Genomic DNA, 15,009 nt, shown 5'->3' with positions numbered 1-15,009 from the left:
GGGATCCGCCTGACCGATGGGACGGCCCGCGACCTGGCGGTGATACCGCACTCAGGCGATCCGCGCCACTGGGCAGCGGCCCGGATGTCCACCTCGGCAACACGTGCGGGTGCTAGTGTGCGGGCTCCTCTGCCCTTGCACGCATGCAATGCCCAAGCCCGCCGTGCTCACCGACGGCCCGATCGGCCGCCAACTGCTGCTGTTCGCGCTTCCCATCCTGGGCGGCAACATCGCGCAATCGCTGAACGGGTCGGTCAACGCCATCTGGATCGGCCGCTATCTCGGCGAGACTGCCCTGACGGCGGCAGCCAATGCCAACAGCATCATGTTTTTTCTGATCGGCTCGGTCTTCGGCATCGGCATGGCGGCGACCATCCTGATCGGCCAGGCCATGGGACGCGGCGACATCGCCCAGGCGCGTCGCGTCATGGGCACCAGTGCCAGCTTCTTCATCGGCATCTCGGTGCTGATTGCCGCCAGCGGTTGGTGGCTGGCGCGTCACCTGCTGGCGGCCATGGGGACGCCAGCCGCGTCGCTGCCACTGGCCGAGGCCTACATGCGGGTCATTTTCCTGGCAATGCCCTTGCTGTACGCATTCGCCTTTCTGTCGGCGGCACTGCGTGGCACCGGCGATGCGCGTACGCCGTTCCGCTTCCTGCTGCTGTCGGTCGTGCTGGATATCGGGCTCAATCCCGTCTTGCTGTTCGGGCTGGGACCCTTTCCGCGACTCGGGATCGCCGGCGCTGCCTGGGCCACGCTGATCGCACAGGGCGTGGCGCTGGCCGGGCTATTGCTCTATCTGCGACACAAGCGCCACCTCCTGTGGCTGGGCCGCGAGGACGCCCGCCTGTTTCGACTGGACTTGTCCATCCTGCGCGCCCTGATCGTCAAGGGCGTACCGATGGGGCTGCAGATGGTGCTGATCTCCTTGGCGATGATCGCCATGCTGTCGCTGGTCAATGGCTTCGGCACCGACACCACGGCCGCCTATGGCGCCGCCATGCAGTTGTGGACCTACGTGCAGATGCCGGCGATGGCGATCGGCGCTGCCTGCTCGTCGATGGCGGCGCAGAACGTCGGTGCCGGCCTGTGGGACCGCGTGGCTGCGACCGCGCGCACCGGCATCGCCGCCAACTTCCTGATGACCGGCCTGCTGATCGCCCCTTTGATCCTGTTCGACCGGTGGACGCTGGCACTGTTCCTGCCGGTGGACAGCCCAACCTTGGCCATCGCCCGCCACCTCAACCACATCGCAGTGTGGTCGTTCCTGTTGTTCGGCGTCAGCTTCGTGATCTCCGGCGTGGTCCGCGCCACCGGCGCGGTGACTCCGCCGCTGCTGATCCTGGCCTTCGCGCTCTGGGGCGTGCGCGTGCCGCTGGCCAACCTGTTGCTGCCGCATTTGGGCGCGGACGCGGTGTGGTGGAGCTTCCCGATCAGTTCCAGCTGCTCGATGCTGCTATCACTGGCGTATTACCGTTGGGGCGGCTGGCGCAAGGCGCGCATGCTGGCCACGCCCACGACGCCGTCCGCACTGGCCGCCGCCGAAGTGACCGCACATCCGGCCTCGCCGGTTGCCGACACTGCACCGGTTGCCGCCCCCTCGCCGCCACGGCCACACTGAGCGTTCGCCGACATGTCGTTGCGTTGCGCACGCGCAAACGCAAACGCAAACGGCCGCCCGAAGGCGGCCGTCTGGCAGTCGGCAGGATGCCTGCCGGCAGATTACTCGGCCTTGGCAGCAGCCTGGCGAGCGGCCTTGGCCTGCGCAGCAGCGGCCAGATCTTCCTTGATGCGGGCGGCCTTGCCTTCCAGGCCACGCAGGTAGTACAGCTTGCCGGCGCGGACCTTACCGCGGCGCTTGACTTCGACCGAGTCGATCGTGGCGCTGTGGGTCTGGAACACGCGCTCGACGCCGTAGCCGTGCGAGATCTTGCGCACGGTGAACGAGGAGTTCAGGCCGGCGTTCTTGGTGCCGATCACCACGCCTTCGTAGGCCTGCACGCGCTCACGGTTACCTTCCTTCACCTTGACGTTCACCACGACGGTGTCGCCCTGGTTGAACTCCGGCAGCTGGCGCTGGATCTGGGCGGCTTCGAAGTCAGCCAGGATGGTCTTGTTGAGTTTGCTCATGGTGGGCACCGCGTGTCTGGTGATATTTGGACCGGCAGTCGCCGCACGGCGATTGCTCGAGGTTCGTGAGAGGGCCAGACGCAAGGCTGGCCAGCAAGCCGCATATTGTACCCCAATCGATTCCGCAAGAGCTAGGGGTGGGCTCTTATTTCTTGTCACCGCCGGCGTGTTCCTCGCGAAAGGCAGCCAGCAGGCGTCGATCGGCCGCTGCCAGCCCTGCCTCGTCGAGCAGGTCCGGACGTCGCAGCCAGGTCCGGCCTAGCGATTGCTGGCGACGCCAGCGCGCAATGGCCGCATGGTTGCCCGAGCGCAGCACCTCCGGCACCTCCCCCCAGGGATGGCTGGCCGGGTGGCTGTAATGCGGGCAGTCGAGCAATCCCTGCTCGCCCTCGAAACTGTCCTGCGCGGCGGATTCGGCGTCGTTCAACACCCCGTCCTGCAGGCGCGCCACCACATCCACCAGCACCGCTGCGCCGAGTTCACCGCCGGACAGCACGTAGTCGCCGATGGACACCTCCATGTCGACCGCATGCGACAGGAAGCGTTCGTCCACGCCTTCGTAGCGACCGCACATCAGGATCATGCGCGGCAACTGCGCCAGTTCGCGCCCCAGCGCCTGCGTGAGCGGACGTCCCTGCGGACTGAGATAGATCACCGGCGCCGGCTGCGGATCGGCCGCACGCACCGTCTCCAGGCAAGCCCGCAGCGGCTCGATCAGCATCACCATGCCCGGGCCGCCACCGAACGGACGATCGTCGACCCGCCGATAATTGCCCTGCGCATGGTCGCGCGGATTCCAACCGTTCAATGCCAGCAGGCCGCGCTCCTGCGCCCGCCCGACCACGCCGAACGCCGCGCATTGCGCGATGAACTCGGGGAACAGGCTGATGACGTCGATGCGCATGCATTGCACTCCGGGCCTGGCAGGCCAACGGCGGAAGGCTCCTCTGCATCACGCGCCCGGCGGGCGCGCGTGACTAGAAATCCGGATCCCAGTCCACCACGATCAGATTGGCAGCGAAGTCCACCGACTTGACGAAATCCGGCAGCACGAACGGCACCAGCCGTTCGCGATCGCCACGCACCACCATCACGTCGTTGGAGCCGGTCGAGAACAGATGCGACACCGTGCCCAACGGCACGCCATCGACGGTCTGCACTTGCAGCTCCTCCAGATCGACCCAGTAGTACTCGTCGTCCTTCGGCGGCGGCAAGGCGCTGCGCGGCACGTAGATCTCGATTCCGCGCATCGCCTCGACGGTGTCGCGGTCGCTCACGTCCGGGAACGTCGCCACCAGGTGCTTGCCCTGATCGCGGCCGCGCGCACCGGTGAGCGTGGACTCCTGTCCCGACGGCGTCCGCAGGATCCATGGCTGGTAGCGGAAGATCGCCGTCCGCGGTTCGGTCCACGACTCGATCTTGAGCTCGCCGCGAATACCAAAAGCGCCGACAACCCTGCCCAGCAGGATGCGGCGCTCGGTCTGCTTCATCTGCGTCTACTTGGGCCAAGCCTTAAGGCTCGGCCCTCCGGGATCAGGCCGCAGCGGCCTGGGACTTGGCCACTTCCCGATACAGGTTGCGCACCTTGTCGGTCAGCTGGGCGCCATTGCCGACCCAATGGTCGACGCGGGCCAGGTCCAGCACGACGCGGGGCTCAGAGCCCTGGGCAACCGGGTTGTAGTAACCCACGCGCTCGATGTTGCGGCCGTCGCGCGCGCTACGCACGTCGGTCACGATGATGTGGTAGAACGGACGCTTCTTGGCGCCGCCGCGGGTCAGTCGGATCTTGACCATGGTGTGATGTCCTGTATTGCCCAGTCGCCAGAGTGGCGCGGTAAGCCGGCGATTATAGCGGGCCGCGTCCGCGAAGCCAAGCCACCCCGCCAGCCCTGCGACTGACCGCTCAGATCCGTTGCCAGGGCTGGGTTTGCAGCGCCTGGGCCACGACCTCCAGCCGTGCCGCCCGGTCAGGCCAGCGCTGCCGGTCGATGGCGACGATCGCCTGCTGGCCACGGGCATTGCAGGCAAAGGCCCCATCGAAGGACGCCAGGTCCGCGATCGAGACCGGGACTGCCTCCTGCTCGATGCCCAGCGCTGCCAGCCCGGCCTGCAGCAAGCGCTGCTGGGTCCCCTGCAGCACTGGCCCCTGCGGCCAGACCACTCGGCCCTGGCGCCACAGGCCCAGATTCCAGAACGTGCCCTCCAGCAGCTGGCCGGCGGCATCGACGAGCACCGCGTCGTCGTGGCCGCTTGCCAGCGCCTGCCGACGCAATTGCCACTGCGCGAAGATGCCGACGTGCTTGAGCTGCGGCGTACTGCGCTGATGCAGTGCCGATTGCAGGCGCAAGCCAGCGGCCGGCATGTCCGCCGCCGGCGAGACGGCGATCAGCACCTCTGGCGCGGCCGCTGGTTCGCCACTACGCGGGTCGGGCATCGGCCCGGCGATGGTGATGCGCAGGCCGGCGTCGCTACTGCCGAAGCACGTCAGCGCATCGCACATCTGCTGCCGCAGCATCGCCACGTCCAGTACCGCGCCGAACAACACCTGGTTCCCTTGGCGCAGGCGCTGCAAATGCAGGTCCAGGCCGCGCACGGCGCCATCGCGCACCTGCAGCGTGGTGAAGTGGCCGTAGTTGAACAAGGCGGCGTTGGCGAGTTGCTGCGCCGTCGCCCGTTCGCCATTGCACAGCATCAGCGGCATAGCAGCGCCTGCGCCTGCGTCCACCACTGCGTCACCACCTCGGCCGCCGGTTGCGCTGGCGCCAGCCAGGCCGACTGCCCAGCCCAGGCCTGCATCGCCTGCAAGCGGTTGTCGCGCAGCGCCGCCTGCCGCAATGGCACAGTGAGGGCGCGCTGCACCGGATATGGCGCTGGCGGTGGCGCGCCTGCTGCCGCAGCCGCTCGCACATAAGGCGTCGCCAAGGCGCGCCCGAGTCGGCCGGAGAACGCGCGGGTCGGCCAGGTCTGCTCCGGCTCCGCGACCGCCAAAGCATCGGCCCAGGCCGTCGGCAACGCGGCTTCCGGGGTGCGCAACAACCCGCTGCCGATCTGCACCGCACTGGCCCCCAGCGCCAAGGCCGCGGCAATACCGCGCCCATCGGCGATGCCACCGGCAGCGATGATGGGCACTGCCAGCCGATCGGCCAGGCGCGGCAGCAAGGCGAACAGCCCGCTCATCTGCCACTCGGCCTGCGCGGCATCGAAGGCGCCGCGGTGACCGCCGGCCTCCGCTCCCTGCGCGACCACCGCGTCGGCACCGGCGGCCTGCGCGGCCAACGCTTCCTCCAGGGTCGTCGCACACGCGAACCAGGCGATGCCGGCGGCCTTGAGCCGCTGTACCTCCGCGGGACGAAACAGCCCCATGATCGAGGACGCGACTGCCGGCTGCGCGTGGAGCAATGCGTCGAACTGCGCATCGAAGTCCACCGGCACGGCATCGCCAGCGGTCGCTGGAACCGCAGGACCCCATTGGCCAAGAAAGGCGCGCAGCCGCGCCTCTGCGTCGGCATCGCGCGTCGGCGCCGGATCGGGAATCCACAGATTGATCTGCGCCGGCCCGGCACTCGCACTGCGGAAGCCCTGCATCCAGGCCACGATGTCCTGCGGTTGCGACAGCACCGCCCCCATCGCCCCCATTCCGCCAGCGGACGCGACGGCGACCGACAGGGGCACCGGGCAGGCACCGGCCATCGGGCTGAGCAGGATCGGCAGGCGCAGGCCAAAACGCTGCTGGAAGGCCGCCGCACGCGTCATGGGATCCATCGTGTCCATCCACCGAGCACTGAGAAAGCCGCATCGTACCCGTCTGCCGATGCGGGCAGTGACGCAAGCGCATCGCTGAAACGCCCCGCATGCGCGCGATGTCGATGACGCGCACCATGCACCACCACAGATCGTCACTGCAGCATTGATCCTGCAGACGCCTGCATGGCCCGATTGCAGCCGGGTCGCAGATGGATCGCTGCAACGCAGACACCACCGCACTGCGCGCCGCTACGTCGCCATTCGAGCGTCCATAGCACAGCCTAGGATTGGCTGCGTCCGGCCGGGGAGCAGGACGCAGCGCGCGGCGGCTCAGCGGAACGGCATGCCGCGGCCGCCCATGGCGCCCATCATGCCCTTCATGTTGCGCATCAAGCCCTTCATGCCGCCACCGGCCAGCTTGCCCATCATCTTTTCCATCTGCTGATACTGCTTCATCAGCTTGTTGACGTCCGACGGCTGCATGCCGGAGCCGCGCGCGATGCGCGCCCGCCGCGAACCGTTGAGCAAGGCTGGATTGCGCCGCTCCTTCTTCGTCATCGAATTGATGATGGCGATCATGCGCGGCACTTCCTTGCCGGTGACCTGTTGCTTGACGTTGTCCGGGATCTGGCCCATGCCCGGCAGCTTGTCCATCAGCCCATGGATGCCGCCCATGTTCTGCATCTGCTCGAGCTGTTCCTTCATGTCGTTGAGGTCGAACTTCTTGCCTTTGGCGACCTTGGCAGCAAGTTTGGCGGCCTTTTCCTGATCGACGCTGTGCTCGACCTGCTCCACCAGCGACAGCACGTCGCCCATGTCCAGGATGCGGCTGGCGACGCGATCGGGATGGAACACGTCCAGGCCGTCGGTCTTTTCGCCGGTACCGACGAACTTGATCGGCTTGCCGGTGATATAGCGCACGCTCAGTGCCGCGCCGCCACGCGCATCGCCGTCGGTCTTGGTCAGCACAACGCCAGTGAGCGGCAGCGCCTCGCCGAAGGCCTTGGCGGTGTTGGCCGCGTCCTGGCCGGTCATGGCATCGACCACGAACAGGGTTTCGGTCGGATTGACCGCCGCGTGCAGCGCCTTGATCTCGTCCATCATCGCCTGATCGATCGCCAGGCGGCCGGCGGTATCGACCAGCAACACGTCGACGAAGGACTTCTTCGCATCGGAGATGGCCGCGCGCACGATGTCCACCGGCTGCTGCGAGGCCTCCGACGGGAAGAACAGCACGCCGACCTGCTCGGCCAAGGTCTTGAGCTGCTCGATCGCGGCCGGGCGGTAGACGTCGGCCGAGACCACCATGACCTTCTTCTTGCGCTTTTCCTTCAGGTGCTTGGCCAGCTTGCCGACCGTGGTGGTCTTGCCGGCGCCTTGCAGGCCGGCCATCAGCACGATGGCGGGCGCCGGCACATTGAGGTTCAGGTCGCTGGCGGCAGCGCCCATCACCGCAGTCAGCTCGTCGCGCACCACCTTGATCAGCGCCTGACCCGGGGTCAACGACTTCAGCACCTCCTGGCCGACCGCGCGCACCTTGATCCGCTCGATCAGGGCCTGCACCACCGGCAGGGCGACGTCGGCCTCCAGCAAGGCGATCCGGACCTCGCGCGTGGCCTCGCGGATGTTCTCCTCGGTCAGGCGGCCGCGGCCGCGCAGCCGCTCCATGGTGCCGGAGAGACGTTGGGTAAGGGACTCGAACATGCGCAGGGAACCGCAAAGGGAAACGGATGCCGATTATAGCGGCAGGCCACGCGCCCGGTCGGCGAGGCCCACCCCGCTGCGTCGGGCAGCACTGCGGGCGGTGCCGCGGTGTGCGAAACTCATACGATGACAATCGTTCTCATCGCCCTGGCCTTGTATCTGCTGGCAGCCGTCCTGCTGACCCGTGCCGTGTTGCGCGATGGCAACCAAGCGCCCGTGCACTGGCTGGTGCCGGCACTGGCGGCGGTGGCCCTGCATGCCGGTTACCACGTGCTGGTGGCGCTGCGCACGGCCGGCGGGCCGGACATGCACTTCTTTGCCGCCCTGTCGCTGAGCGGACTGGGCATGGCCGGGCTCACCGCGGTGTTTGGCGGGCGCGGGCGCACTGCGGCGGTCGGCGTAGTGGTCTTCCCGCTGTCGGCGCTGCTGCTGGTCTGCTACCACGGCTATGGCCACGAACCCAGCCCGAACCTGGACTGGCGGCTGGAACTGCATGCCTGGCTGGCGTTGCTGGCCTATGCCACGCTCGGCATCGCCGCGCTGCTGGCGATCATGCTGTGGCTGCAGGAACGCGCTCTGCGCAGGCGCGACTTCCATGGCTGGCTGCGCGCGCTGCCGCCGTTGACCGAGCTGGAGACCTTGCTGTTCCGCACGATCACCGTGGGCTTCGTGCTGTTGAGCCTGACCCTGCTGACCGGCTTGTTGTTCGTGCAGGACTTCCTGGCACAACGCCTGCTGCAGAAGACCGTGCTCAGCATTCTGTCGTGGATTGTCTTCGGCGCGTTGCTGATCGGCCGTTGGCGTAATGGCTGGCGCGGCACCAAGGCGGTGCACTGGACGCTGACGGCGATGGCGCTGCTGGTATTGTCGTTCTTCGGCAGCAAGTTCGTCATCGAACTGGTGATGGGCGCACGCGACTGAGCGCGCGCAGCCCTGGCGCCGCTGCCGGCTGCCCGCCACTGCGTGACGCCGTCCTGCCGCTGACCCACGCTGCGGCATCGACCGTCCGGCTCAGGCCGTGAATCAGCGATCCAGTGCGGCGCGCACGCTCTCCCACGATTGATCCGGGCCGGGAACGGCGAACCGATAGTGGATATGCCGCCGCTGGACCTCGCCCGGGCGCAGGATGGCTGGCGGGAAGTGCGGGTGGTTCGGCGCATCTGGATAGTCCTGCGGCTCCAGGCACACACCGCGCCCCAGGCCGGGATGGTGATCATCCAGATGCTGGCCCTCGTACACCTGCACGGCCGGCACGTCGCCATATATCCGCATCGCCACGCCGCTGCGTGGGGAGTAGAGCTCGGCCACGCAGTCGGCATCGGCAGCCAGCAACAGGCACTGGTCGTAGCCCTTGGCCTGACGCAATTGCGGATGCGTCGGATCGGCACGCGTGGCCAGCGCCGCAGGCTGACGGAAGTCGAACGGCGAACCTGCCACTGCGGCGATGTCGCCGGTGGGGATCATGTCCGCGCTGACCGGCAGATAGCGATCGGCCGGCACCCGCAGCACCTGTTCGGCCGCCGGCACGTGCGGATCGCCGGACAGATTGAAATACGGGTGGTGGGTGAGGTTGAGCGCGGTGGGCGCATCGCAGCGGGCTTCGTAGTCCAGGTGCAGGCTATGTCCGTCCAGGCGGAAGCGTGCCTGTACCTGCAAATTGCCGGGATATCCCTCCTCGCCATCGGGCGAGTCGTAGCCAAGCACGACTTCCGCTGGCGCCTGATCGAGCAAGCGCCACAGTCGGCGACCGAATCCACGCAGCCCTCCATGCAACTGGTTCGGCCCTTCGTTGGCAACCAAGCGATGGGTGACGCCATCGAGCGTGTAGCGGGCTCCGGCGATGCGGTTGCCGAAGCGGCCGACCAAAATGTTGAGACTGTCGCCATCGGCGAGATAGGCCTGCAGATCCGGCAAGCTCAATACCAGCGGCACCGGCCCGCGCGCGGTCTGCAGACGCAACCCATGCAAGATGCCGCCGTAGGTGAGCACGTCCGCTTCCAGCCCGGTGCTGCTGCGCAACGTCATTGCGTAGACCTGCTCTCCTTCCGGCAACCGCCCAAACTCACGCAGCATGGATCGCTCCTCGACAGGCAAACGCCGAGCATAGCGGGGAAGCCGCGCTTGCAACCATGCCCTTGCGCACATCCTGCAGCGCCCGCGCAGGGCGCCGACCGATTCACCTGCTGCAGCCGTGGTCGCCAGCATCGCGCACGCTGGTATCGCAACCGCCAGCCGCACTAAGCTGATGGACGCGCATCTCGCTGCGCAACGATTCCCCCGCCCCTCCTTCGGAGTCCGACCATGCCGTGGAAGACGCTGTTGGCCGCACCGTGCGTGCGTGCCCGTTTGTTGCCATGTCTATTGCTCGCCTGCCTGGGCCTCACCCTGACGACAGCCACGGCCGCAGAGGTGCAGGTGGAAGGCACACTGCACGCCGATCAGCCCGGCGCGCAGGTCTCGCGCCAACTGTTCGGCCAGTTTGCCGAGCACCTGGGCACCGGCATCTACGGCGGCGTCTGGGTGGGCCCGGACTCGCCGATCCCCAACACCCGCGGCTATCGCAATGACGTCGTGGCTGCACTCCGCGCGATCGCAGTGCCCAACATCCGCTGGCCGGGCGGGTGCTTCGCCGACGAATACCACTGGCGCGACGGCGTTGGTCAGCCTGCCGATCGTCCGGTCAGCGTCAACACGCACTGGGGCGGCGTGGAAGAACCCAATAGCTTCGGCACCCATGAGTTCATGGACTTCACCGAATTGCTCGGCACCCAGGCCTACGTGGCGGGCAATGTCGGCGATGCAGCGCCGGAGGAACTGGCGCAGTGGGTGGAATACATGACCGCACCGACGCGCTCGAGCCTGGCCGAATTGCGCCGCCGCAATGGCCGCCAAGCACCGTGGAAGGTGCCGTATGTCGGCGTCGGCAACGAGTTGTGGGGATGCGGCGGCAACATGCGTGCCGAATACGCCGCCGATGTGTTCCGCCGCTACCAGACCTTCGTCAAAGCGCCGGCCGACCAGAAGATCCTCAAGATCGCACCCGGACCCAGCGACGACGACTACCACTGGACCGAAGTGATGATGCGCGAAGCCACCAAGTTCATGGATGGGCTGAGCATGCATTACTACACCATTCCCGGTGGCTGGCCGCCGCGCGCCTCCTCGACCACGTTCGACGAAGCCGCGTGGATCCAGACGTTGTCGCGCACGCTGATGATGGATGAGCTGATCACCAAGCACAGCGCGATCATGGACAAATACGACCCGGCCAAGAAAGTGGCCTTGGTCGTCGACGAATGGGGCACCTGGTACGCGCCCTTGCCAGGCACCAATCCCGGCTTCCTGCAGCAGCAGAACAGCCTGCGCGACGCGCTGGTAGCGTCCCTCAACCTCGACATCTTCAGCCAGCACGCCGAGCGGGTGCGCATGGCCAACATCGCGCAAATGATCAACGTGCTACAGGCGATGATCCTCACCGATGGCGCCAAGATGGTGCTGACGCCGACCTATCACGTCTTCGCACTCTACAAGCCGTACCAGGATGCCACCCATCTGCCCCTGCAGCTGGAGTCGCCACGTTATCGACATGGCGAGTACGACGTGCCGGCAGTGCACGGCTCGGCCGTCAAGGCCAAGGATGGCCACGTGTACGTGGCCTTGACCAATCTGGATGCCACCCAGCCAGCGACAGTGAACGTGCAGATCGATGGCATGTCGGTGCAAGGCGTGGAGGGACAGATCCTCACTGCTGCGGCGATCACCAGCATCAATACCTATGCACAGCCTCATACGGTGGAACCGGCGGTGTTCGACGGTGCGCGTATCCAGGGCAAGCGGCTGCGCGTCGCCCTGCCCGCGCATGCGGTGGTCATGCTCAAGTTGCGCTGAGCTGCACCGATGACCAGGGCGTTCGCGCCCTGGTCTGGCCGCTCGGGGCGGGGATTCCGATGCTCAATCGCAGCAGATAGCAGTACGACGCGTCGGCGGCGCACTGGCCGCCCGAAACGTGCCAGTGGCTACGCGTGTCCGGTCCAACCCCGCGCTGGTAGCAAGCTCGAACAGGGTTCAACGCGCGAGAGGGATATCGCAGCGACCGGCCAGCGCCAGCGATACCGCGATCATGCACGGAATCTCACGTGCCGCGCCGCAGTTGATCGTTGTGCTTCAAGGCGAGCACATGCACGCGTTGGCACGACCATGATGGACGCAACATCGTCACGCTCGGCGCTTGTGTTGCCAACGTCCACAAGCGACCGCTGCCGCAGAGCATCGTCCAGCCCAACACCCAGCGATGCTGCTGCCACGCAGCATCGTCGCCCTGCTTCTGCGACCGGCGTCATGACATCAATGGATTATTCCGGAATGAAGCACACGGAACGGCGATGCGATGACGAATTGCTTTGACCTCGATTGCGCCACTGCGCAGCGTCGCACTCCCGTGGCCACCTGGCCGCACCGGAGAGACGCACCATGCGCACTACTCGCAACACCCTTGTGCAGTTCGCTGTCGTGCTTGGATTGATTCTTGCGCACGGCGCACCTTCCGTGCAGGCGCAGACGCTGGTGTGGCAGGACAACTTCGATGGACCAACCATCGACGCCAGCAAATGGACGTACGACGTGGGCAATGGCTGCCAACTCGGCCTATGCGGCTGGGGAAATGGCGAAATGCAGTACTACACCAGCCGCCCGGAAAACGCGCGCATCGAAAATGGCCGCCTGGTGATCGAAGCCAGACGGGAAACCTTTGGGGACATGCCATTCACGTCGGCCCGACTGAAGACCGAAGGCCGCATGCACTTCAAGTACGGCACGCTGGAGGCGCGCATCAAGACGCCGGTGGTCGGTAACGGCTTGTGGCCAGCCTACTGGATGCTGGGCACGATCGGCGTCTGGCCCGGGCGTGGCGAGATCGACTTGATGGAAGCCGGCATGGCGGCAGCGATCGCCAACGGCACCGCCAACCGCCGCATCGGCGCAGCGGTACACTGGGACTACAACGGCGCACAGGCCGACTACGACACCAGTTACACCCATCCGGTGGACCTGCATAACGACTTCCACGTCTACCGCATGACCTGGGATCCGCAGTTCATCCGCGTTGCCATCGACGGCACACAGTATTTCCAGTTCGCCATCTCCAACATCGAAGGCGCGTCACTGCACGAATTCCATCAGCAGTACTACTTGCTGCTCAACCTCGCCGTGGGCGGCACCTTCCCGGGCATCAACACGCCTGCCGGCATTACCGCACCACTGCCGGGCAAGCTGGAGATCGACTACATCCGGCTCTACCAGAACCCGGGGTCCGAGCTATACATCGGCGCGCAACACGCCATGCCGCCTGGCCGCTTCGGCGTGTTCACCGAGCAGAATGACACCAGCGGACGCTTACGCTTTGGCGAGGATGCCGAGTTGTATGTATGGAACAACCTGACGCCGACCGCGCAACCACCGTTCGAAGGTAGTCACGTCATGGCATTCCGCGCCAACGCCGGCGCGTGGTATGGCCTGGGCATCCAGACCGACCATCGCAATATGGCCGCCTACAGTGGCGGCACGCTGAACTTCCATATGAAGACCACGACGCCGTCCACGTTCAAGATCGGCATCAACACCAGCTTTGGCGATAGCTGGGTGGACTTCGTCAACGGTGGCAATCAGTACGGACTGGTCCGCGACGGTGGCTGGCACCAGGTGAGCATTCCGCTGAGCGCGTTCTACGATCTGGATCTGCAGTCGGTCAAGCAGATGTTCATGCTGGTGACAGATCCGCCGGCCGCGCCGGTGGAAATCGCCATCGACAAGGTCTACTACCAAAGCCGTTGAACGCGGCCGCGCAGCAGCCGGCGCACTCAGACGCTGGCTGCTGCCTCGCCCTTGAGCATGGCGATCAACTGCCGCAACCGATAGGGCTTGGGCAGGAAGTCCACCTGCTCGGGCAATGGCGGCAACTGCGCCTTGGCGAAGCCCGAGGCCAGGATGATGCGTGCCTGCGGCAGCAGTTGGCTGACCTGCTCGCTCAGTTCGATGCCCGACATGCCGTTGGGCATGCGGATGTCGCTGAACACCACATCGTAGGGGCCATGCTCGCGCAGCATGCGCAAGGCGCTATGGCCATCGTCGGCGGTGTCGACGGTGATACCGACATCGCGCAGGGCCTCGCCGATCAGTTCGCGCAATTCGTGCTGGTCCTCGACCATCAGCAGGCGCAGGGTATCAGTCATGCTCGGCCTCCTCGACAGCCGGAAGTAAAAGGGTCACGGTGGTGCCGCGGCCTGGCGCGGTCTGCAGATCGACAAAACCGCCGGATTGGGATGCAAAGCCCACCACCTGGCTCAGGCCCAGTCCCGAACCCTTGCCGACATCCTTGGTGGTGAAAAACGGTTCGCTGGCGCGCTGGGCCACATGCGGGGGCATGCCCGGGCCATCGTCGTGCACGCTGATGCCAATATACGTGCGGTGCGGATCCGCGCTCGCGCCGGCCGCCGCGCCATGTCGTTGGCAGGTGCTCAACACTACGTTGCCGTCGCCCATCATGGCATCGCAGCTGTTGAAAACCAGATTGAGCAACGCCGCCTCCAGTTGTCCAGGGTCCACCCGAATGTCAGGCAGGGCATCGGCCAGTTGCAGCGTCAATGCCACCCTGGCTGGGCAGGCGCGCTGCATCAGCTCCAACGACCGCCCTACCAGCGCATTGGCAGCGTGCCGCTCGGGTGCCAGCTGCTGACCGCGCGCAAAGGCCAGCAACTGGCGCGTCAGCAAGGCGCCACGATCGACCGCGACCTGCGCCGCATCGATCAGCATGCGGGTGCGCGCATCACCATCGGAGCGCAGCGCAATCAGATCCAGGCTGGTGACCATGACGGTCAGCAAGTTGTTGAAGTCGTGCGCCACGCCCAGGGTGAACCTGCCCAGCGCCTCATTCTTCTGTGCGAGCAGCAGTGCCTGCTGCGCATGCTCCAGCAGCTGTTCGGCCTGATAGCGCTCGCTGATATCGCGGATCACCTCGGCGAAGCCGACCACCACCCCATGCTCGCGCACCGGTTCGATCACCACGCTGGCACGGAAACGGGTGCCGTCCTTGCGCTGCCGCCAGATATCGCCAACGAAGCGGCCGTCGTGTAATGCGGTCTCCAGGGCCCGCATCGGCACGCCCTGTTCGCGTTCCTCCGGGGGATACAGCCGCGCCACAGGCAGGCCGAGCACTTCTTCGGCGCGATAACCGGTGATGCGCTCGCCGCCCGGATTCCAGCTGCACAGATGACCGGCGGTATCGAGCATGTAGATCCCGTGGTCGGACACGCTCTGCACCAGCAGCTGGCACTGCCGGCTGTCGTGGGAAAGCGGCCCATTCAGGTCGATGGCCGTGCCCGCATCCATCACATCCAAAATCCCCGGAAAGCGCGCGACATTAGTGATCATTGTGTG

14 protein-coding genes are annotated in these 15,009 nt (G+C 66.2%); 4 read left to right on the top strand and 10 right to left on the bottom strand.

The window, feature by feature from the left end; all coding sequences use genetic code 11:
- Window positions 1-148 precede the first annotated feature (148 nt).
- On the top strand, window positions 149-1,621 hold the full coding sequence (locus CKY51_RS03975; protein WP_022973330.1) for an MATE family efflux transporter: 1,473 nt from the start codon (window positions 149-151) through the stop codon (window positions 1,619-1,621).
- Window positions 1,622-1,722: 101 nt separating this feature from the next.
- Here CKY51_RS03975 and rplS read toward each other — a convergent pair whose 3' ends face one another.
- The 7 genes from rplS to ffh all read right to left on the bottom strand — a co-directional run bounded on the left by rplS (window position 1,723) and on the right by ffh (window position 7,578).
- On the bottom strand, window positions 1,723-2,130 hold the full coding sequence (gene rplS, locus CKY51_RS03970; RefSeq protein ID WP_022973329.1) for a 50S ribosomal protein L19: 408 nt from the start codon (window positions 2,128-2,130) through the stop codon (window positions 1,723-1,725).
- 145 nt (window positions 2,131-2,275) lie between these two features.
- Complete coding sequence (gene trmD, locus CKY51_RS03965; RefSeq protein WP_022973328.1) at window positions 2,276-3,034, bottom strand: tRNA (guanosine(37)-N1)-methyltransferase TrmD; 759 nt, start codon at window positions 3,032-3,034, stop codon at window positions 2,276-2,278.
- A 73-nt stretch (window positions 3,035-3,107) separates the two neighbouring features.
- On the bottom strand, window positions 3,108-3,620 hold the full coding sequence (gene rimM / locus CKY51_RS03960; protein ID WP_022973327.1) for a ribosome maturation factor RimM: 513 nt from the start codon (window positions 3,618-3,620) through the stop codon (window positions 3,108-3,110).
- 43 nt (window positions 3,621-3,663) lie between these two features.
- A complete protein-coding gene (gene rpsP / locus CKY51_RS03955; protein WP_022973326.1) occupies window positions 3,664-3,924 on the bottom strand; it encodes a 30S ribosomal protein S16 in 261 nt (86 codons plus the stop codon).
- Between the two features lie 109 nt (window positions 3,925-4,033).
- Entirely contained in the window at window positions 4,034-4,831 is a 798-nt protein-coding gene (locus CKY51_RS03950; protein WP_022973325.1) for an aminotransferase class IV family protein, read from the bottom strand.
- Complete coding sequence (locus tag CKY51_RS03945; RefSeq protein ID WP_152248916.1) at window positions 4,822-5,892, bottom strand: NAD(P)H-dependent flavin oxidoreductase; 1,071 nt, start codon at window positions 5,890-5,892, stop codon at window positions 4,822-4,824. The genes CKY51_RS03950 and CKY51_RS03945 overlap by 10 nt, the downstream gene beginning before the upstream one ends.
- Before the next feature lie 312 nt (window positions 5,893-6,204).
- Window positions 6,205-7,578, bottom strand: a complete 1,374-nt coding sequence (ffh, locus tag CKY51_RS03940; RefSeq protein WP_022973323.1) for a signal recognition particle protein — start codon at window positions 7,576-7,578, stop codon at window positions 6,205-6,207.
- Between the two features lie 126 nt (window positions 7,579-7,704).
- On the opposite strand from ffh, the gene CKY51_RS03935 reads away from it, so the two are divergent.
- On the top strand, window positions 7,705-8,499 hold the full coding sequence (locus CKY51_RS03935; RefSeq protein ID WP_022973322.1) for a cytochrome C assembly family protein: 795 nt from the start codon (window positions 7,705-7,707) through the stop codon (window positions 8,497-8,499).
- A gap of 102 nt (window positions 8,500-8,601) precedes the next feature.
- Here the strand turns inward: CKY51_RS03935 and CKY51_RS03930 are convergent, their stop codons facing one another.
- Window positions 8,602-9,651 carry an aldose epimerase family protein gene (locus CKY51_RS03930; protein ID WP_022973321.1) on the bottom strand — a complete coding sequence of 350 codons (1,050 nt, stop codon included), beginning with the start codon at window positions 9,649-9,651 and terminating at the stop codon, window positions 8,602-8,604.
- A gap of 228 nt (window positions 9,652-9,879) precedes the next feature.
- On the opposite strand from CKY51_RS03930, the gene CKY51_RS03925 reads away from it, so the two are divergent.
- Both CKY51_RS03925 and CKY51_RS03920 read left to right on the top strand, forming a co-directional pair.
- On the top strand, window positions 9,880-11,466 hold the full coding sequence (locus CKY51_RS03925; RefSeq protein ID WP_022973320.1) for an alpha-N-arabinofuranosidase: 1,587 nt from the start codon (window positions 9,880-9,882) through the stop codon (window positions 11,464-11,466).
- 582 nt (window positions 11,467-12,048) lie between these two features.
- The gene (locus CKY51_RS03920) at window positions 12,049-13,407 is read left to right on the top strand and encodes a glycoside hydrolase family 16 protein (RefSeq protein WP_152248915.1); all 1,359 of its coding nucleotides are present in this window, start codon (window positions 12,049-12,051) and stop codon (window positions 13,405-13,407) included.
- A gap of 26 nt (window positions 13,408-13,433) precedes the next feature.
- Here CKY51_RS03920 and CKY51_RS03915 read toward each other — a convergent pair whose 3' ends face one another.
- Window positions 13,434-13,805, bottom strand: a complete 372-nt coding sequence (locus CKY51_RS03915; protein WP_022973317.1) for a response regulator — start codon at window positions 13,803-13,805, stop codon at window positions 13,434-13,436.
- Window positions 13,798-14,961 carry a two-component system sensor histidine kinase NtrB gene (locus tag CKY51_RS03910; protein ID WP_022973316.1) on the bottom strand — a complete coding sequence of 388 codons (1,164 nt, stop codon included), beginning with the start codon at window positions 14,959-14,961 and terminating at the stop codon, window positions 13,798-13,800. Before CKY51_RS03910 ends, CKY51_RS03915 begins: the two co-directional genes overlap by 8 nt.
- Window positions 14,962-15,009 lie beyond the last annotated feature (48 nt).

The sequence above is a fragment of the Xanthomonas maliensis genome, assembly GCF_009192945.1.
Taxonomy (GTDB): Bacteria; Pseudomonadota; Gammaproteobacteria; order Xanthomonadales; family Xanthomonadaceae; genus Xanthomonas; species Xanthomonas maliensis.
The sequence above is the reverse complement of the archived record's forward strand: the minus strand, read 5'-3'. Positions and strand labels throughout refer to the sequence as shown.